Raw genomic sequence first — 18,911 nt, forward strand, 5'->3', positions numbered from 1 at the left:
CTCGCCTGTATCCTGCCTCATGATTTGACTGGAGGCAGGGTATTCCGGTGACCTGTTTGCATTGCTCAGAACTCGGATTTTGGCCCTGATAGTGTCATTTCAGCACCAAATCTCGCCAAGAAATAGTTTCTCATTTTGTACTTAAGGTATCCGCCAATAATACCCAGGGTCGCAATCGAGACTCCGCCGATGAATATCGCTGTGAGTGGCCAGGCGTTGGAGTCTTCCGGGTTGTTACTTTCTGTATAAGCAGAGAACTGAAAATAAGCGCTCTCAGTTGTATCGCCGAATGCTGCCTGTATTTCAGTCACGGCGCTGAGTAAAGCGGGGGTTGGTTTACTGCTGGATGATGGATCAGGATACAACCCCCGCTTTTGATGACCTGCCAGAGACAACGCAGCCTGATAACCTTTTATAAGTTTTCCGGTTACATTAAGGGTTAATGAGGCTTGCCAGTTCTTGCTGCTCTGGTCCGGGCCATTGATGCTGATACCTTTTGTATCCCTGTCACTGACTTTTGTCGTCACAAAAAGATTGTTGATAATGCTGGCTTTAACCTGTTCCGGAAGCACAAGGTTTATGGCTTGCGCTGCATTTCCCAGGATGTGATTGTCATTAAATTCCAGAGCCTGAATGACCCCGGACTCTGATGAGGCATCCTGATAGGCAATGTTAATATTCACGGCCGTTTCAACTTGGCCCGGGTAGCAGGAATAGACCTGATTGTTCGAAAAACCAATCAGGGTTGTTTTGTCAAATAACCTTGAATCTACGTCTCCGGATTCCTCCGCCAGAGAAATGCTAACGACGGGCTGAAGGATTTGAAAGAGCTCATTCCCGAAAATATTGACCATATAGCCATTATCCGGAACTTCCGGCGATTTCAGGTCCAGTTCTCCTTTCAGTATTTCAGTGTGCATTTCGTGGCCTGGAGCGGCTCTATGGGTATTAAGCCAATCCCGATCGCAAAGCGTTTTTGTTTGGAGGTCAGCATGATAAGTACCAGTGAATGATGGTAACGTGGTTAAACCAGTAATCAGGATGTTTGTACCACTAAAATGAATCATCTCCCCTTTGTAAAAAAGACTTCTGAGGTTGTATAAGTGTTTGGAGCAGTTATTTGCCGGGTCAATTTTTCTCTTCAGACCTGCAAAATAACCCTCTGCAAATGCACCGTTGCTGCTGTCCAGTGGCACCCCGATCAGCATCTGTCCCGCTTTTAAATAAATGGTTTTTCTGAGCTGAAACTGTTCAAGCCAGTCCCTGGGTAAAACCGAAGGCTGCCCCCTCTGTTTTCCGGCAATGACCGGTTTCGTCGGAGCGCAGTCCTCTGCTGCTCTGACAGGTTCTGATTTTATGCCGACACCTACCAGCAGGAAAGCGGTATTGGCGGTGTCTTCTCTTGATTTGTTGGTATTGAATCCATTGATGCTTTCATCAAGATAGTTTCCCTTGGTCGGGGTCTCGATAACACAACGGTCGATGGGCTGTGTAGACCTGGCCAGGACCTGTTCCAGAGCCTTTACCGTTGCCCTTTTCATGGCCACAGTGCTGAGCAGTTCCTGATTCTCGATATTTCCTGAGCAGAGCTCGTAAAGCCTAAGTTCACTTGTTGCGGCAGTGGTTTGACTTGTTGGTATTGTCGGCAAAGCCGGACAAGATTCAGCAGACAGGACCGTTATAAGAGCGAGAATGCCAAGAGACAGTAAAAGCTTCATCGTTTCCTCGTTAGACAACATTGCTCGTAGAGTAAAAGCATTTTCTATAGACAATCATTCATACCCTGTCAGGACTACTGGTTTAATCTCAACCAGGTAATATCGTTTTTACTGGACAGCACTTTTTATTCAACAGAGGAGTATAGGTAGCAGGCAGAAATAAGGCTGATAAAAATCATTATTTTGCAAAAGGTTTTATTGGCAGGCTGAAACTGACTGTCCTATTAAAACCATTCACCTTTTTGATGGCACGAAGAGTCTTGAAGATATTGATATTTCTGCCGCTGGTTTTTCTGGTCTGGTGGGGCCCTGCTCAAGCTTCAGGGGAAGGACAGCCGGGAGTGGCTTTTTGTCATGAAGCCTTGTTGCTGATTTTTCTGACTCCCTTGTTTAGCGCCCATATTCCTGTTTATAACGGCCTTATGCCAAAAACGATCCAGGCGATAGGCGGCAGCTCTCAGGATAGGGTTTTTGAGGCGGCTAGTAATCTGAACTCTTTTTATGGTGCCTTGAACGGAATTCTGCAGTTCGGCGCCGATGTGAGCCGGTGCAGTGATAAGAGCTCAACTGATGATAATAGCGGGGGGGGTAACAGAAAAGGCACAGGTATGAAAGAGGCGTCGTCTGAGCCAGATAGGCTTGTTGCGGCCGGGGCGGAGGATCACAAGGAGGATAATAGCGATGGACGAAGCTCGGGACCTGGAGATAAAAAGATTTCTCATCTGTGCTGGTATTGCCAGAAAAAGGCGATTCGCTGGAAATACTCCTGTTGTGGCAAATGTCTTTGTGAAGACTGCTATCGGTTCTTTGGAGCCTCACCTGCCAGGTGTCCATGCTGTGGCAAGAGCAGAAGGCCCAGGGTTCACTGTAATCTTTGCCCTCCTGGGCATAGAACTATGGTACTTAATCAGGGGGGCAGGGCTCATTTTTTTTCGGAGCATTTGCAACAGTGTTCCAGAGGAAGAGTCCATGAAATGTGTCGGCATTGTAGCGAGAACCTGGAATTAAATCTTCCCCGGCAACAGCTCATAAATGCTTTGCTGCAACACTGTTTTAGCGCCTGTATTTTTCCCCGATGTGAGAGTGTTTTAACAGCAGAAACAGACAATACTGCTCATTTTGAGTCCTCACACCAGGGGCAGGTGCAATGTCCGGTATCAGGCTGTACTCTCAATCGGTTCGGACACATTCACCAGCCTTCCGCTTTTCACATGAATAGCCATTTGCAATACAGCTGTTGTTTTTGTGTGGTAACTTTCAACAACCAACAAGCCTTGCAGGCTCATCTGCCCCGCCATATCGAGTCATACCGGTGTGGTTCATGCCAGGGTGATGAGGGGGCTGAGTCCCTGCTTCGTGTGCTACTGATGGGAGGTCATCTTCAACAGCTCGACAATGCGGATTATACGGTTGATCTGCCACTGATGTCAGAAATGGCAGTGGTTAATCACTGGGCCTTTTTCCATTGTCAGATCAGTTGTCCGATATGCTCTCGGGCACTGCAGGGTTGTGATAGTGTGGTCGTCCAGGAGCATATTGATAATACCTGTTCAAGAGTTGAGCGTCTCTCCGGGTCAGATCAGAATCGGGGAGGCTTAAATACTGATTACGAGTTTGAGGATGGGGATAGTTCAGAGTAATATTCAGTCACTGTTGTCTATTTCACCATTCCAATAAACTGGAGCACAGCTCCATTGGGGTGATGGATATATTGAAGCCCGGTAAATCCCTGTGTCTGAAAAGTATTCTTCAGACGATTCAACATTGGGTAGCGCATCTTGGCCAGTAACTTGCCGGAAAGTTTGTCGAAGAAGAGGATGTCCAGCCCCCGTATACCCTGCTGAACAGACACTTTGAAAGCTGGGAATTCATTGATTTCCATGGGCTGATCTCTGGAAGTAGGACTCAGCATCAGTGGCAGCGTGACAGCGTACCCCCTGGTGCCCGGATCTTTTTGAAAATAAAAGTTCAGGGCCGCTTCCTGGGCGCTGGCCTGGGTCATTGGCGAAATAAGCAGGACGCAGAGGCTGGCCAGTACCAGAGTGATCCTTTTCATCAGTGTTCCTTTCGTCAGAGTCTCTGCAAATATGTCTCGACTGTAAGGTTTAAAACTTGACATCCTCTCCAATTTGAACAGTCGGCATGATGCTAAGGAATCATTACGCCGGGTATCACTAGGAACAGCGCTGAATTGATGATAGAAAGTACAATACTCATGATCAGTGCCCAGCCAAAATTTTTCACATGAAAACTGTCCATAAAGTAATTAACGATCATCAACATCAAGGCATTGAGTATCAGGATAAATAAACCCAGAGTCAGGATGGTGATGGGCAGGGTCAGGAAAAACAGAATCGGTTTGACAAAGGTATTCACCACTGCCAGCAGGATAGATACTAATATCGCACTTCCGTAGTTTTCAATCTCTACGCCTTTAAGGATTCTGGCGGTGATAAAAACAGCCAGACCATTGATCAGGAAGTATAAAATCAGGCTCAGCATGGCAAACGTTCTCCAGATGGCATCAATGGCTTGTGCACTTTACACCATCCTGAAGTCAAAGACAGAAAAACAGGTGTTAGTCCTGAATTTATCGTTCCCACGCTGGAGATGTGAACCAGAGTTTTGCGACACCCTCTTTAGCGAAATTCTTTGGTTCAGTATTGAATAGTACTAAAGTACTGTTCAAATCGACATGTCTATGTAGAATACCCTGGTCTTGTGCGCATTTGACCTTCTGTTGAAGGCCAAACAAAACGACAAATAAGCGAGATACTGTGCTGTCTCTGACAGCATATTTCACATTATAAAAAACTGGTAGTGACTGAGTTCCGGCCAAACCGGGACCCTGGAGTGAAACATAATGCAAAAAATAATGGTATTTCTGACGTTTATGCTGGCCTTTAGCACCAGCCTTTTTGCTTCTGACACAGAGCTTTGGCAAGAGTCTACCCTGAATGAAATCATTGAGCGCAAAACCCTCCGTGTTGGCATGGAAGCGGGCTACATGCCTTTTGAAATGACCAATAAGCGCGGTGATATTGTCGGCTTTGATGTAGACATTGCCCGTCAGATGGCCAAAGCCATGGGTGTTGAGCTGGAACTGGTCAACACTGCCTGGGATGGAATCATTCCTGCCCTGCTGACCGGCAAGTTTGATATTATTATGTCCGGCATGACCCTGACTCCTCAGCGTAACCTGCAGATCAACTTTGCCCAGCCTTACATTGTCGTCGGTCAAAGTATCCTGCTGCGCAAGGGGCTGGAAGGTGAAATCAAGAGCTACAAGGATCTGAATAACAAGAAGTACACTGTTGCCACCAAATTGGGTACTACCGGTGAACAGGCGACCAAACGTTACCTGAGTAAAGCCAATATTCGCCTGTTTGAAACAGAAGCCGATGGTGCTCTGGAAGTTGCTAACGGCAAGGCAGATGCTTTCGTTTATGACTTTCCTTTCAATGCGATTTACTCCAGCCAGAATGAAGGCAAGCTGACTCACCTGGACACCGCCTTCACTCATGAGCCTCTGGCCTGGGGTATTCGTAAAGGTGATCCTGATTTTGAAAACTGGCTGAATAACTTTATGAGCCAGATCAAGGCCGATGGCACCTACGATAAGATTTATGCCAAGTGGTTCCAAAGCTCCGAATGGCAGAAGACTCTGAACTAAGTGCTGAGCAGTAAACCCTTGACCGGCCGTCCGCTGCAAATGGAAAAACAACCGAACCAGGTTCTGTGGAACCTGGTTTTCGGTGCGTTATTGCTGCTGATGGGCGTGGGTATCTATAAGTCAAGCCAATCGATTGAGTATATCTGGCGCTGGGAGCGCATTCCTCAGTACGTTTTCTTCAAGGCAGAAAATCCACTCAGGGCTGAATACGACGGCACTGTTAAAACCAACGACAGTGGACAACTTGTTCTGGTGAATGACTTTGATGACTCAGAGCAGACGGTCATTAAAGGCTTTGCCGACGTTCAGGTTTATGACGGTGATCTGGTCTTTGAAGGGGATTTGCTGGCTGTCAATTATGAATGGAAGGCCGGACCCATAGCCAATGGTTTGGTGATGACCATAAAGCTGTCGCTGGTCTCTATTGTCTTTGCCATTCTCCTGGGAGTGATTTCAGGGTTGGCGAGAATTTCTCCCAATCCGGCGTTGAGAAATCTCTCGATACTCTATATCGAGGTGATTCGTGGCACCCCGTTGCTGGTGCAGATTTTCATTGTTTATTTCTTTATTGGTACGGTTCTTCATCTGGATCGCTTTACAGCCGGTGTTGCAGCACTGTCGATCTTCACCGGCGCCTACATTGCAGAGATTATTCGAGCCGGTATTGAGTCGATTCACAAAGGTCAGATGGAGGCTGGGCGCAGTCTTGGAATGAGTCGTGGTGCAACCCTGCGCTATATCATTCTGCCCCAGGCTTTTAAACGTGTTCTGCCACCCTTGGCCGGTCAGTTTATTAACCTGATCAAGGACTCTTCACTGGTTTCGGTGATTTCCCTGACCGATCTGACCAAAGCCGGTCGGGAAACGGTGAGCAGCACCTTCAGTCCCTTTGAAGTCTGGTTCACGGTTGCGGCACTTTACCTGGTACTGACCGGTATCCTGTCGTTTGTCGTCAGAAGAATGGAGGTGAAGTATGCTGCAAGAAACTGACGCTATCATTTCCGTGACGAGCATTCACAAGGTCTACCCCAATGGGGTTCATGCCCTGAAAAATGTCAGTCAGACCATCAGGGAAGGAGAGGTGGTGGTTGTGGTTGGGCCCAGTGGCTCGGGCAAATCGACTTTTCTGCGTACCCTGAATCAGCTGGAAACCATCAATGCCGGTGAAATCGTCGTGGACGGAATCTCCCTGACCACGCCCGGTGATGTCAATAAGTTGAGGGAAGAAGTGGGCATGGTGTTCCAGTCCTTCAACCTGTTTCCTCACCTGAGTGTGCTGGACAACATCTGTCTTGCACCGATGAAAGTGCGTGGTATCTCCAGAAGCGACGCTGAAGACAGGGCCTTAGCATTGTTGGCCAAAGTCGGTTTGTCTGACAAAGCCAGGAGTTTTCCACCTCAATTATCGGGTGGTCAGCAGCAGCGTGTAGCCATAGCCCGGGCACTGGCCATGCAGCCGAAGATCATGTTGTTTGATGAGCCGACTTCAGCACTGGACCCGGAAATGGTCGGTGAGGTTCTGGAGGTGATGAAACAACTGGCTCGCTCAGGTATGACCATGGTTGTGGTCACTCACGAAATGGGCTTTGCCCGTGAAGTGGCCGACCGGGTTCTGTTTATGGAGTCCGGTGAGCTGTTGGAAGACAGTGTTCCTGATCGCTTTTTTGGGAGTCCTGACAGTGAACGCCTGCAGGCTTTTCTGAGTCAGGTCATCTGAGTCATCACCGGGTTCTGGAAGATATGGCTTTGAGGATCAGGGCCATGCCTTCCAGTGCAGCATGACTCCCTTTAGCGGTAATACAGGGCCAGTACTGGCAAAATGCCCAGTGGCAGCCATGCAGCAGCGACCCGATTGGATTCGGAGGACAGTCTTAATTCAGGGGGTATGCATTTGCAGGTACTCTTTCCGTCAATCCAGCTGACTTTTGCATCCCGCCATGTGCCACCCTGTGCCTTGCAAACGGGAAGCTTAGGGTTCTTGTGTGAATCGCCTCCCGGACAGGCAAGAAAGTAATACCTGGCACACCCTTGAAAATTATCATAATTGTTCGATTCTTCCAGATGCGCTTGCCAGACAGTCTTGCCATTTTCATCGGTGTCGGGAGCACATTGCTGACCCCAGGGTGAATCAGATACACAGTCATCGCGACTCGGACACAGGGGTTCAACAACATTCAGTGTGTGCCAGGTAGCGTCAACAAACCAGAGGCGTCCGGTTTTTTGATCGACCTCAAGACCTGCAATCTGGCCTGCGGGCGTTTGAATGCAGCCTATGTAGGTATGGTTTCCTGTAGTGTCGAGACTTATGGCGTGGATCTTTCCGGTCTCAGAATCACTGACAAACAGCCTCTTGTTAGAAATAACCAGACCGCTGGGGCTTTTTAGTTCAAGTCCGGTGACACTGAGTTCGGTGAAGCTGGCACCTACTATTCTGGTATAGGCGGCATATTTTTCACGCCATTCATTTTTGGGCTTTACATCCCCCTCTTCGGTTCCGCTTTCAGTATCAAGAACGTTAATTACGCCTTTTTCTGGATTGGCTACAAACAAATACTTGTCGTATCTGGCCATATGTCCGGGGACAATATTGCTTCCGGGCTTTAAGTTCATGGTTGTATTGGCGTACCGATACAGAAAGGCATGGGTATGTTCATGTCCACCATAGCCATGGGAGCGGGTAATATTGCTGTACACAATACTTCCATATTTAGAGTCGGGGCCTGCGTCCCACGACCAGTAACCTGCTTGCCTGCCTTCCCAGGTGATACCCATTGCGTAGGGTTCCTGATGAAGCATGTCGATATGGGAGCCAAAAGGTTTTGTGGCGAGATCATCGGGGAAAAAATCATTGTTTTTAATAGCAAAGGTTTTAAGGTTGTTTTCCCAAAGAGTCGGTCCCATAAAGTCCGAACAGATTCGCTGAGTGAAATCGTATCCCATAAAGGCAGATGCCGTATAATCGTTACAGCTACCACCGGTGGTAGCAAAGGTTCCGGTCTGGCTTATATTATGAACCTCCTGCCCTTCAAATTCGGGGACATCACCCAGGGTGGGTGAGCCACCAAAGGCGATATCAGTGGGTCGGTGCATAAAATGACAGGAAGCCAGGTCACGACGATGTTCCGGTTTGTATGAAGAAGCGGACTTTACACCGGGACAGTAAAAAATACTTATGCTGTCATCGCCGCTGTTCAGCACAAAGAACTGACCTCTTGCATTGGGGTTCTCTGCCACTGCTACAGGCTTGTTCAGGCCTCCGATTCTGGAACTACCCCATTGACGAATTGATGGGCCGAAATGGCCATTTTTCAGTTTGGGTCCGAACTCCGGTATACAGTCCTTTTCATCATCAGAAGGTTTGCAGCGTTTATCGACAGGACACCGGCCGTATCCTGCCGACGCTCCGTCGTCAGGTTTAACAGTGAGAGAACAATCAGCAGACTGAGACCTGGCCGGTGTTGCATTCATCAACAATGGCAGAATCGCCAGGGTGAGAAAAAACAACGGTCGTCGCGTCACTGAGTCTGGTTTGAAGAAGTTACAATTTTTGAAATTCATGGAGCACACTTCTCTAAAAAGGTTTAGTTTCTGAGGTGCTCATTCAAAGTAGCCTGCTTCGGGGCAGTTTCCAGTAAATCCATAAAACCCTGGGGGATCCAGCCCTGGTACTCATCCGGCGGGTCCACGTTGTCCTTGGAAGGCATTTCCAGAGTCGTAGACAGACAGTCGAAGCGTTCAGCCAGGGCTGCCCGGCATTTTCCTGTTTCTATCAAGTCATCGAAGTATTAGAATCCCGCCGCCTTTCAGTTTTGATCATTGCTTTGGGGTTTCTGATTGTTTTTCCAATTGCAGGGGGTAGGTAAATGGAATGTCGTCTGGGTTGTGGTGCCTGTTGTATAGCACCTTCGATTTCTTCTGCCATACCAGGTATGCCTGAGGGAAAGCCTGCCGGGGTTTGCTGTATTCAGCTTGATGACAATAATCTTTGCAAAATTTTTGGTCAGTCAGGTCGTCCGGAAGTCTGTTCCGGTTTCAAGGCTGACCGCGCTGTATGCGGGCAGGAAAATTCTGTCGCTTTAAGTAATTTGATCGTGCTGGAGACACTGACCCGTTAAAGAAAAGCCGGATACTGTAGCCCGGCTCCAGGATAATCAGGCTCTGTTGATCAGCTCCACATCGGGTAATGGATATTCATCCACCACCACTTTGTCGACAGCGGGCATGACCTCCGCTTTGCCTTTGACCACCGTTTTGCCGTTCTGGTTCACTACGTTCGTGGAGATAGTGGCGCGTTTGCGACGTTCATTAATCTCAATCACTTCCAATTCAACGGTTATCGTGTCACCGATTTTGACAGGACGCATGAATTTCACTTCCTGTGACAGGTAAATGCCGCCGGGACCGGGCAGTTGGGTGGCGAGGGCACAGGAGATCAGGGATGACGTCCACATTCCGTGTGCAATACGACCCTCAAACTGAGTCTTGGCGGCATAATCCTTGTCCAGATGCACAGGATTGGTATCGCCGGAAACCTTGGCGAACAGCAGCAGATCCTGCTCGGTCAGTGTCCGGGTCAGAGTGTCTTTATCCCCGATTTTTAGCTCATCAAACGGGGTGTTTTCCAGTTTACGCATTATCATTGGCCCTTAAAGGCAACATAACAAGAAAGGGCGGCAGTAAACACTACCGGCTGACAAATCCATTAATGCCCCGAAAAGCTTTTTACGATCAGGACTCTGTGAGCTCCGGGGCGGAATTATTCACTGAGCAATATTCCTGACTCATGACTGTTTGATTGATCCATTGTAACAAGCGTTTTATTACTTGCTGAGAATTCGTTTCGTTCAACATTTCGTGACGGCCTTCAGGATACAGGCTCAGTGTGACATTTCTTAAACCGGCTTTCCGTAATGCTTTGGTAAGTTTCTGTTGCCCCAAAGGAGCGCTGACTGGATCTTTTTCACCGCCCATGACCAGAAAAGGCAGCTTCGATTCGATTTGTTTAAGATGGTGGGTGGCCCCGATATGAAGTAAACCCTGGAAAAGGTCGTGCCACAATTGATTGCTGCAGGAGAAACCACAGAGCTCATCGGAGATATAATCATCCACCGCTTGTGGGTCTCTGCTGAGCCAGTCAAACTCAGTACGGTTTGGCTTGAATCGGCGGTTATAACTGGAGAAGGTTAGTTGTTTGATCAGGGGGCTTATGCCTTTCTTGCCCTGTCTCAGGCATTCCAGTTTGGCGACCAGCAGGCCGACTTCCAGTAACAGTCTGGGGGCATAATTTGAGCCGGAGAGAATAGCTCCAGCCAGCCTGGGAGTATGATGGATCAGGTAGCTCTGCAAGATATAGCTCCCCATACTGTGACCCATGAGAACCAGCGGGGCGCTGGGAAACTTTTTCTGGATAAACTCAACAACGGTTGCCAGATCATCCACTACTTTATGCCAGCCTCGTTGCCCGGCGAAATAGCCTGCACCCTCTTGCTCAATACAAGCGCCATGCCCTCTATGATCATGGGCGAAGACAAGGTAGCCTGCCTGATTCAGTTCTGAGGCAAAAGAGCGGTAACGCTGTCCATATTCCGCCATGCCATGGCTGATGTGAACAATGCCTTTGCGGTCCACACATTCAGGCAGGTTATTCCAGCAATAGAGAGGAATGCTGTGGTCGTCGCTTTTCAGTGTGTAGATTTTCATGCCGTGGAGCTGCTCTCGTTATTGTTGAATTTTTGCTCTTTAGCCATGACTACAGGTTAGTACCTCTATAAGACAGGCGAGACAGGGCGGCTCAAGACTTATAAAGTCAGAGGACACTTTATGGCAAAAATGAAACAATTAGTAAATGGTTTAATGATTTTTTCTACCGGCTCACTACCGGGAAAACAGAAAAAATGATCATCTTCGACACCCCGTCGCTTCTGGCGAATGACTCTCAGAAGCCGCTTCATTCCCTGCAAGCGTATGAAAGAAAATCGGATATCAGAGCCCGGACCGAGTATAATTGGGCGTTTTGATTGAATTGCATTTTCCGGGAGATATGAGTGTCCGGCCGAAACAGCCCTGAGCCTATCCAGAGCCCTGAACCCACCCAGCGTCAAGAAAGGTCATCGCCCAGCGAACATTCCCCAGAGCGCGACCCTGCAAAGGGCGGCCAGCTGAACAAGAAAGCATTATACGACGCTCTGGACCAGTGCATGGTCAGGGATCGTTTTCCTGTTCGCAGGCAGATTCAGAGACTGAAAACCGGCGACCAGGCAGCGATGGATAAGCTGCAGGAAAGAATCAATCGATCCACTTCCAGAGTTCAGGAAAGGCGACAGGCTGTGCCTGACATTGAATACGATGAGGCGCTGCCCGTCGTAGCCCGTCGTGACGAGATCCGTAAGGCGATTGAAAAACATCAGGTGGTTGTTATTGCTGGCGAAACAGGTTCCGGTAAAACCACCCAGATTCCGAAAATCTGTCTTGAAGCTGGCCGGGGTATTGTTGGCCAGATAGGTCACACCCAGCCGAGAAGGCTGGCCGCGCGATCAGTCGCCAGCCGGATAGCGCAGGAGCTGAAAGTGCCTGTGGGAGAGCAGGTAGGTTATCAGGTTCGATTCACCGATCATGGCAATGAGAATACCCTGATTAAACTGATGACTGACGGTATTCTGCTGGCAGAGATTCAGAATGATCGTTTTCTGAACTGCTACGATACTCTCATCATTGATGAAGCCCATGAGCGCAGTCTGAATATTGATTTCCTGCTGGGTTATCTGAAAATCCTGTTACCCAAACGACCTGACCTGAAGTTGATTATTACTTCGGCCACCATTGATGTTGAGCGTTTCTCCAAACATTTCGATAATGCACCTGTTATTGAGGTTTCTGGCCGAACCTATCCCGTGGAAGTCAATTATCGCCCAGTGGAAGAACTGGAGCTGGAAGGTCGGGATGCCGACCTGAGAGTTCAACAGGGTATATTATCCTGTCTGCGGGAGATTGAGCAGCTGGAACGTTCCGGCGAAGGCGGACGTCTGGGGGATGTGCTGGTCTTTCTCAGCGGTGAACGGGAAATCCGGGAAACCAATAAATTCCTCAAGGATGCGCGGCTGGCTCATACCGAGATTCTTCCCCTTTATGCCCGCCTGTCTGCAGCAGAACAGAACCGTATCTTTCAGCCTCATGGTGGTGGCCGAAGAGTGATCCTGTCGACCAACGTAGCGGAAACCTCCCTGACCGTGCCGGGTATTCGCTATGTTATTGACCCGGGCATGGCAAGAATCAGTCGTTACAGTGTCCGTTCAAAAGTTCAACGACTACCTGTTGAGCCGATATCCCAGGCTTCTGCCAATCAGCGAAAAGGGCGATGTGGTCGTGTAGCAGAAGGTGTTTGCTACCGACTTTATTCTGAAGAGGACTTTCTGGGGCGTCCTGAATTTACCGATGCCGAAATTGTCAGAACCAATCTGGCGGCGGTTATTTTACAGATGCTGCGGTTGGGTCTGGGTGATATTGCTGCCTTTCCTTTTGTTGATGCACCTGATGCCAGGGCGATTAACGACGGTTTCAAACTGTTGCAGGAGCTAGGTGCCGTCAGTGACAAACGTCGTATGACTCGAATCGGCCAGCAGATCTCCAGATTGCCGGTAGATCCCCGAATGGCTCGGATGCTGGTGGAAGCGGATAAAAACCGTGCTCTTGGCGAATTACTCGTCATCGCCAGTGCTCTGGCGATTCAGGACCCAAGAGAGCGTCCGGCAGAGAAAAAGCAGGCCGCCGATCAGCGACACCGTGAACATTATCACGACGACTCCGACTTCATGAGCCTGGTTCAGCTCTGGAATAACTACGAAGAACAGCGTCAGACGCTGTCCCAGAACCAGTTGCGTAAATATTGCAAACAACAGTTCCTGTCGTTTATGAGAATGCGAGAGTGGCGGGACCTGCATCGACAATTAGCGCTGGCCTGCAAAGAAGTCGGTCTGAAAACCAATGAAGACGAGGCCAGTTACGCTGATATTCATAAATCCCTGCTGGCGGGTTTGTTGTCTCATCTGGGCAGCAAAGATGACGACGCAGATTATATGGGAGCACGTAACCGTCGTTTTTATGTGTTCCCGTCTTCAACGCTTTATAAGCGCAAGCCCAAGTGGTTGATGACGGCAGAGCTGGTGGAAACCTCCAGACTTTATGCCCGCACTAATGCCAAAGTGGAGCCCCAGTGGATTGAGCCGCTGGCGGGTCATCTGATCAAAAGAAATTATTTTGAGCCCCACTGGGAGAAGAAAAGAGCCCAGGTGGTGGCTTTTGAGCAGGTGACTTTATACGGCCTGATTATTGTCGGTCGTCGTCGGGTCGGTTATGGCGCCATTGATCCTGTGGTATCCCGTGAGATTTTTATCCGGGAAGCTCTGGTAGAGGGTCATTATCATTCACAGGGCAAGTTTCAGTCTCACAACCTGTCGTTGATTCAGGAAGTGGATGAACTGGAAGCCAAGTCTCGACGCAGAGATATTCTGGTCGACCCGGAAACTCTTTATCAATTCTACGATGAGAAGCTGCCAGCCAATCTCCACAACGGAGCGGGCTTTGAAAAGTGGCGAAAAGAGGCTGAGAAACAGGATGCTCTGCTGTTGTACCTCACCAAAGAGTATCTGATGAGGCATGATGCTGATGAGGTGACCGAGAACAAGTACCCTGACCTTTTCCGCTGGGAAGGGTTGGAATTGCCGCTGTCGTATCATTTTGAGCCAGGTGCTCTGGATGATGGGGTGACGCTGACATTACCGGTACAGGCCCTGAGACTATTGCCTAAACACCGGCTGGAATGGCTGGTGCCCGGTATGCTTTACGACAAGTGTGTGGCCCTGGTACGAGCCTTGCCCAAGGCGGTGCGCAAAAACTTTGTCCCGGTACCGGATTATGTTCGGGGCGCTATGGAGTCTATGTCTATCTGCGATGAGCCACTGACCGATATTCTGGGTCATCATCTGCATCGTATGTCCGGTATGCGTATTTTGGATGAGCACTGGGACACTGATGATCTGCCCGATCATTTGCAGATGAACTTCCGGCTGATGGATGAAAGCGGGAAGGTGCTGGGACAGGGCCGTGATCTGATCAAGCTCAAAGAAAAGTTTGGTCGGGAGTCTGAAGACAGTATGCGCAGACTCACGGACAGTTCATTGCAGCAGGAAGGTCTGAAAGATTGGAGCTGTGGTGATCTGCCGGAAGAGATAACCCGCAAAGTGGGTGGTCTGGTGCTTAAAACCTATCCCGCTCTGGTGGATCAGAACAGCTCTGTGGCCGTTAAACTGTTTGAAGACAAAGCTATGGCTGAAGCGACTCACCGTATGGGGGTGACTCGTCTGCTTCAGTTCAGGCTGTCCAGTCAGCTGAAGTTTGCCCTGACGAAAATGAACCATCTGAAACAGGTGAAACTGCTGACCACAGGCATCATGCAGGCCAGAGCACTGGAGGAAGATCTTCAGGCGTTTTTGATTTCGGAGGTGTTTGTTCGTGATCCTGCCCTGTTATCCGGGAATAATGGGCCGAGGGATGAAGCGGCTTTCAATGCTCTGATTGAAGATCGAAAAGGTCATCTGGTGCCTTTTGCCGAAGAGGTCGATGGCCTGTTGTTTGGGATTTTCCAGAAGACTCACAACATCAGCAAGCAGCTGAAGGGCAAAATATCCTTTGATCGGGCATTTTCACTTTCCGATATCAAACAGCATCTGGGGCAGCTGATCTATCCCGGTTTTCTCTGTGAAGCAGGCATTGAGTGGCTCAGGCACTATCCAAGGTTCCTCGAAGGCATTGAGGTAAGGCTGGAGAAATTGCCTGCCCAGGTCAATAAAGACCGGGCCTGGTCAGAGGAGTTGGCGACCCTTTTTAAAGCCTGGGAAAAACGTAGAGCCATTCATGAGAAACATAAAATAGTGGATGAAAACCTCATGCTTTATCGCTGGATGCTTGAGGAATACCGTGTCTCGTTATTTGCCCAGAAACTGGGAACCCGTTTCCCGGTATCCGACAAACGCCTCAGGAAACTCTGGCTGGAGGTTCAGGAAGTCTGAAAAAAGTCGTTAACCTTCAGAGAAAGTCGTTAAACACAGTTTGGCAGGGAGGCCACACCCATGAAAGAGCTTTTGAAGGGGGCTATTCTCATCCTGGCTGCTTTGGGGCTTGGTTTTACCGTTGCCAATGAGATGGATCTTTTTGAAGAACAGAATGATACTGACTCCGGGCAGCACGGCTATGACGCAGAAGATCTGTATCACAATGAAACGACTCAGTATCCGGACCCGTACTTTGACTCAGAAGGTGAGGATGAGGCTGATGAAGAAAGGTTCGATGAAGACAAGTACGACGATGACCAATACGATGATGACGAATACAGTGATGATTCTGATCATGATCAAAGCGTCGCAGAGCAGGACTATTAATACCTTCTGCAGTCAATATTCTGCAAGGGCATAGTTTTCACCATGCGCTTGCAGTCAAAAGATAAAGTGAAATCAGAAAAGCGAATGCTGGCTTGCCAGTAGAGGGTATGGCGTCACTTACAAGATACTCAAGGTTACCCTCACTTGCTATATTCACGGTCAGGGTTGATTTCAATACCTGCACGCTTCCTTGCTCAGGAAATGCTTCAAAGACATAAACATCACCGTTATTATATTTTGGTTTTAAAATAACTAAATGATGAACTCCACTCTGACATGGCCAGCTATTGACGACTTCACCTTCGTCACCCAATCGGGTAATGACACTGTTGGCTTCGCAAAATGCAACGATTGGAAAATCTGATTCCTTGTAAATATAGAGATTCTGACTCTCGTTATAGCGAACATTCCAAACGAGTTCAAAAGGTTGTTTAATTGAATGGCTATGCGTCGTTGGAACAGTTGTTGTATAAGTTGTTACTTCAGAATAATTCCCTGTCTCAGTGTAATTCGCTGTTTCAGTATAATTGCTTGTCTTAAAGTAAGTTGTTGGTTCAGGAGAAGCTGTTGTTTCAGGTTTTTTATAACTGCATTCGGGGCTATAGGGGTCACAGATATATACTGCAAGGCGCATATTATGAGATCGGCAATAGCCACCTTCAAGGCTATCGAGTGAAGATTTGGTACCATTTGCTGTGGATATAAAATAGTAGAAATGATCCTCTTTATAGACTGGCTTGTCTTTGTAGGAAACGAGTTCTTTAAATTCTGCTGTGTACGCTCTTAGCCCACTAGGGTCATTGCATTGGATCAAAAGTTTGCTTGTAGACTTGGTTTTATTCACTTTACATTGCTCATAGTCAGCTTTATCGACTTTCCACAGGTTGACATACATATCATCACGATTTTTACTGCTCCACCTGGGCGTTGCATAAGTGAAACGATTATCACAAACAAAATACTGAATTGATCCAAGCCTTATGGATAAGGTTTTATTCACATTTTTTGAAAATCCATCAACACTCCAAATTATTGAAGGCCTGAAAGTCTCTGATTGAGCTTTAACCAAGTGGGGTACTATGGCGAGTCCGAATAAGGTCACTAAAATGCATTTTCTCCATGACACGGGAAAAGACAGACGGATCATAACAGGAACCTGGCGGAGTTTTTCAAGATAGTTGTCCCGAAAACTGAATTTTAGGCTGCCTTTTTCTCGTTAATTCTTGCTTCAGACAACCGCTCAGGATTCAGTGCAACCGCACCTACAGGCTCCCAGTTTCTGATAACTCCTGACCAGCGCGTTGGATTAGCTTCTCGCGCTTTGGTATACACCTGTTTCCGGTGATTCAGGATTTCCTGATCTCTTTTCTCATGCCGTTGCGCAGGTGTCACAAAGCGGATTGAGCTATGGCGGTGTTCATTGTTATAAAAGCGCTCAAACTTCAGCATCCACTGTCGACTGTGTTCTAACGTCAGAAAACCTTGAGATGGCCACTGAGGACAGTACTTCACCGTTTTAAAGATCGATTCTGCAAATGCGTTATCGTTACTCACCCTTGGGCGACTATGAGAGGGAATAATGCCCAATTCCTCAAGCTTGGCCTTAAAGGTACTCGACGTCATTGGAGCCCCATTGTCTGAGTGCAGTACAAGCGGTGTTTTAGTGCATTTTTCAGCCACCATTGTCCGGTTAATCAGTTCACTGGCTAACTCACCAGACTCACGGCTATGAATCTCCCAACCAACAATCTTACGACTGTAAACGTCCAGTATCAGGTAGAGGTACCAGAACTGGCCGCGTACCCTGGAAGGTATGTAACTGATGTCCCAACACCAGACCTGGTTAGGGCCAGTAGCAACATAGGTTGTCGGCTTGTTGCTTTTCGATCGCTTTCTTGAACGACCGCGGTGGTGCAACTGACCATACTTTTTCAACACACGGTAAAAGCTAGATTCAGAAGCAACGTATACTCCCTTGTCTGCAAGGGCTGGCACGATCTGCGATGGTGGCAGGCTCGCATACTCATCTTCATTACTGATAGTCAGAATACGTTGCTCCTCTTCCTCAGTCAGTTTGTTAGAGGGTACCGGGCGCAAGGCATCCGGGCGTTTGTCCGTTAACACTGCACCATTGTCATCGCGCCAGCGATTCAGTGTTTTCAGGGATATTTCCAATTGTTCAGCAGCCTTCCAGCGAGAAGCGCCGTTTGCTATAGCCTCATCAAACCATGTCAGCAGTTGGCGGCGCTTATCGACAGGTGTCAGTTGTCCTCGCTGTCTATCCCGTAGAAGGCATCGAGCTTTTTTGATAGCACCAGCAGGGCTGCAGCTTCTGCCAACGCCTTGTCTTTACGGCGAAGCTCTTTTTCAAGGCTCTGATTGCGCTTACGCTCTTGTTTTAATTGCTTGCTTTCCTGGTCTGCACGCTGAGAAGCCTGAACAGCACCTGAAATACAAGCGTGCTTCCACTCCTTGACTTGTTGAGGATAAAGCCCTTTTTTACGGCAGTATTCACTTAACTCTGTTTCTGACAAAGCAGCGGTTTCGACGACCACGGCAAACTTGCTTTCAGCAGACCATTGTTCTGATTTTTGTTCGTTCCCTGGCACAGGTAATCCTTTGTCCCGTAGTTTTTTACGCCAATTATACAGGGTTTGTTCGCTGATACCTTCCTCTCTGGCAACATCCGGCACAGAGCGATTGTGTGGTGGTAACAGTTTTTTCAAAACAGCTGATTTACGTTCCTCTGAAAAACGAGGCATATTCAACGTCCATCGCCCACTGTCTAGCTTTTATTGGTTAATCAGTGAGCGGGACAACTATCCTGACACAGCGGGCTGGCCTTTTTTGAATATACCGGACTGTATAGCATTACATTGGTTTGTGCGCCATGGTAAACAAATGAATACTGACAAAAGAAGCTTATACGATCAAAGTCATCTATTGCGCTCTATTTTTGTTTGGTAGCTGTATTTGGATTGCCTTGAGCTGACAATCATTATCCAGGTGATCTTGAAATAAGTGCCCTGCAAGAATTCATGCGAAAGTATGATCCGGATTTTAAAATTCTGAGCAATGAGTAAAAAG

General features: G+C 48.2%; 15 protein-coding genes. 7 read left to right on the plus strand and 8 right to left on the minus strand.

Translation table 11 applies throughout. The features are described from left to right. Window positions 1–65: 65 nt before the first annotated feature. Entirely contained in the window at window positions 66–1,718 is a 1,653-nt protein-coding gene (locus tag ACOMHB_RS10070) for a hypothetical protein (RefSeq protein ID WP_448216508.1), read from the minus strand. A gap of 1,247 nt (window positions 1,719–2,965) precedes the next feature. Between ACOMHB_RS10070 and ACOMHB_RS10075 the strand changes: the two genes are divergently transcribed. Continuing rightward, on the plus strand, window positions 2,966–3,358 hold the full coding sequence (locus ACOMHB_RS10075; RefSeq protein ID WP_448216509.1) for a hypothetical protein: 393 nt from the start codon (window positions 2,966–2,968) through the stop codon (window positions 3,356–3,358). A 17-nt stretch (window positions 3,359–3,375) separates the two neighbouring features. Here the strand turns inward: ACOMHB_RS10075 and ACOMHB_RS10080 are convergent, their stop codons facing one another. After that, on the minus strand, window positions 3,376–3,774 hold the full coding sequence (locus ACOMHB_RS10080) for a hypothetical protein (RefSeq protein WP_422133125.1): 399 nt from the start codon (window positions 3,772–3,774) through the stop codon (window positions 3,376–3,378). Between the two features lie 92 nt (window positions 3,775–3,866). After that, window positions 3,867–4,220 (minus strand): phage holin family protein, encoded by a 354-nt coding sequence (locus ACOMHB_RS10085; RefSeq protein WP_422133126.1) that lies wholly within the window; start codon window positions 4,218–4,220, stop codon window positions 3,867–3,869. Window positions 4,221–4,581: 361 nt separating this feature from the next. Between ACOMHB_RS10085 and ACOMHB_RS10090 the strand changes: the two genes are divergently transcribed. From ACOMHB_RS10090 to ACOMHB_RS10100, 3 genes are read left to right on the plus strand one after another with little or no spacing between them, the layout of a single operon-like run. After that, window positions 4,582–5,391 (plus strand): transporter substrate-binding domain-containing protein, encoded by an 810-nt coding sequence (locus ACOMHB_RS10090; protein WP_422133128.1) that lies wholly within the window; start codon window positions 4,582–4,584, stop codon window positions 5,389–5,391. Window positions 5,392–5,409: 18 nt separating this feature from the next. After that, on the plus strand, window positions 5,410–6,381 hold the full coding sequence (locus tag ACOMHB_RS10095) for an amino acid ABC transporter permease (RefSeq protein WP_422410621.1): 972 nt from the start codon (window positions 5,410–5,412) through the stop codon (window positions 6,379–6,381). Then, window positions 6,365–7,108, plus strand: coding sequence for an amino acid ABC transporter ATP-binding protein (locus tag ACOMHB_RS10100; protein WP_448216510.1), 744 nt, complete (start codon window positions 6,365–6,367; stop codon window positions 7,106–7,108). Before ACOMHB_RS10095 ends, ACOMHB_RS10100 begins: the two co-directional genes overlap by 17 nt. A 71-nt stretch (window positions 7,109–7,179) precedes the next feature. Here ACOMHB_RS10100 and ACOMHB_RS10105 read toward each other — a convergent pair whose 3' ends face one another. After that, window positions 7,180–8,949 (minus strand): YncE family protein, encoded by a 1,770-nt coding sequence (locus ACOMHB_RS10105; protein ID WP_448216511.1) that lies wholly within the window; start codon window positions 8,947–8,949, stop codon window positions 7,180–7,182. Between the two features lie 305 nt (window positions 8,950–9,254). Between ACOMHB_RS10105 and ACOMHB_RS10110 the strand changes: the two genes are divergently transcribed. Continuing rightward, window positions 9,255–9,506 (plus strand): YkgJ family cysteine cluster protein, encoded by a 252-nt coding sequence (locus tag ACOMHB_RS10110; RefSeq protein WP_448216512.1) that lies wholly within the window; start codon window positions 9,255–9,257, stop codon window positions 9,504–9,506. Window positions 9,507–9,542: 36 nt separating this feature from the next. Here the strand turns inward: ACOMHB_RS10110 and ACOMHB_RS10115 are convergent, their stop codons facing one another. Both ACOMHB_RS10115 and ACOMHB_RS10120 read right to left on the minus strand, forming a co-directional pair. Continuing rightward, a complete protein-coding gene (locus tag ACOMHB_RS10115; protein WP_422137555.1) occupies window positions 9,543–10,025 on the minus strand; it encodes a MaoC family dehydratase in 483 nt (160 codons plus the stop codon). A 94-nt stretch (window positions 10,026–10,119) separates the two neighbouring features. Beyond that, window positions 10,120–11,091: an alpha/beta hydrolase gene (locus ACOMHB_RS10120; RefSeq protein WP_448216513.1), complete on the minus strand. Its 972-nt coding sequence runs from the start codon at window positions 11,089–11,091 to the stop codon at window positions 10,120–10,122. 344 nt (window positions 11,092–11,435) lie between these two features. Here ACOMHB_RS10120 and hrpA point away from each other — a divergent pair, with 344 nt between their 5' ends. Then, on the plus strand, window positions 11,436–15,455 hold the full coding sequence (gene hrpA, locus ACOMHB_RS10125; RefSeq protein WP_448216514.1) for an ATP-dependent RNA helicase HrpA: 4,020 nt from the start codon (window positions 11,436–11,438) through the stop codon (window positions 15,453–15,455). 60 nt (window positions 15,456–15,515) lie between these two features. After that, a complete protein-coding gene (locus ACOMHB_RS10130) occupies window positions 15,516–15,824 on the plus strand; it encodes a hypothetical protein (protein WP_448216515.1) in 309 nt (102 codons plus the stop codon). A gap of 37 nt (window positions 15,825–15,861) precedes the next feature. On the opposite strand, the gene ACOMHB_RS10135 is transcribed toward ACOMHB_RS10130, so the two are convergent. Further along, complete coding sequence (locus ACOMHB_RS10135; RefSeq protein ID WP_448216516.1) at window positions 15,862–16,971, minus strand: cupredoxin domain-containing protein; 1,110 nt, start codon at window positions 16,969–16,971, stop codon at window positions 15,862–15,864. 50 nt (window positions 16,972–17,021) lie between these two features. Continuing rightward, window positions 17,022–18,586 (minus strand): IS3 family transposase gene (locus ACOMHB_RS10140; protein WP_448215008.1). Its coding sequence is split into 2 segments (ribosomal slippage): window positions 17,022–18,133 and window positions 18,133–18,586, totalling 1,566 coding nucleotides; the frame shifts between segments, so codons are not numbered across the junction. Between the last annotated feature and the right edge of the window lie 325 nt (window positions 18,587–18,911).

Source organism: Endozoicomonas sp. 2B-B (assembly GCF_053470045.1).

What these genes read in the sequence shown, in the direction of transcription:
- ACOMHB_RS10070 (WP_448216508.1), bottom strand. Translation starts at nt 1,718, where the DNA reads ATGAAGCTTTTACTGTCTCTTGGCATTCTCGCTCTTATAACGGTCCTG.
- ACOMHB_RS10080 (WP_422133125.1), bottom strand. Translation starts at nt 3,774, where the DNA reads ATGAAAAGGATCACTCTGGTACTGGCCAGCCTCTGCGTCCTGCTTATT.
- ACOMHB_RS10085 (WP_422133126.1), bottom strand. Translation starts at nt 4,220, where the DNA reads ATGCTGAGCCTGATTTTATACTTCCTGATCAATGGTCTGGCTGTTTTT.
- ACOMHB_RS10090 (WP_422133128.1), top strand. Translation starts at nt 4,582, where the DNA reads ATGCAAAAAATAATGGTATTTCTGACGTTTATGCTGGCCTTTAGCACC.
- ACOMHB_RS10100 (WP_448216510.1), top strand. Translation starts at nt 6,365, where the DNA reads ATGCTGCAAGAAACTGACGCTATCATTTCCGTGACGAGCATTCACAAG.
- ACOMHB_RS10105 (WP_448216511.1), bottom strand. Translation starts at nt 8,949, where the DNA reads ATGAATTTCAAAAATTGTAACTTCTTCAAACCAGACTCAGTGACGCGA.
- ACOMHB_RS10110 (WP_448216512.1), top strand. Translation starts at nt 9,255, where the DNA reads ATGGAATGTCGTCTGGGTTGTGGTGCCTGTTGTATAGCACCTTCGATT.
- ACOMHB_RS10115 (WP_422137555.1), bottom strand. Translation starts at nt 10,025, where the DNA reads ATGCGTAAACTGGAAAACACCCCGTTTGATGAGCTAAAAATCGGGGAT.
- ACOMHB_RS10120 (WP_448216513.1), bottom strand. Translation starts at nt 11,091, where the DNA reads ATGAAAATCTACACACTGAAAAGCGACGACCACAGCATTCCTCTCTAT.
- ACOMHB_RS10130 (WP_448216515.1), top strand. Translation starts at nt 15,516, where the DNA reads ATGAAAGAGCTTTTGAAGGGGGCTATTCTCATCCTGGCTGCTTTGGGG.
- ACOMHB_RS10135 (WP_448216516.1), bottom strand. Translation starts at nt 16,971, where the DNA reads ATGATCCGTCTGTCTTTTCCCGTGTCATGGAGAAAATGCATTTTAGTG.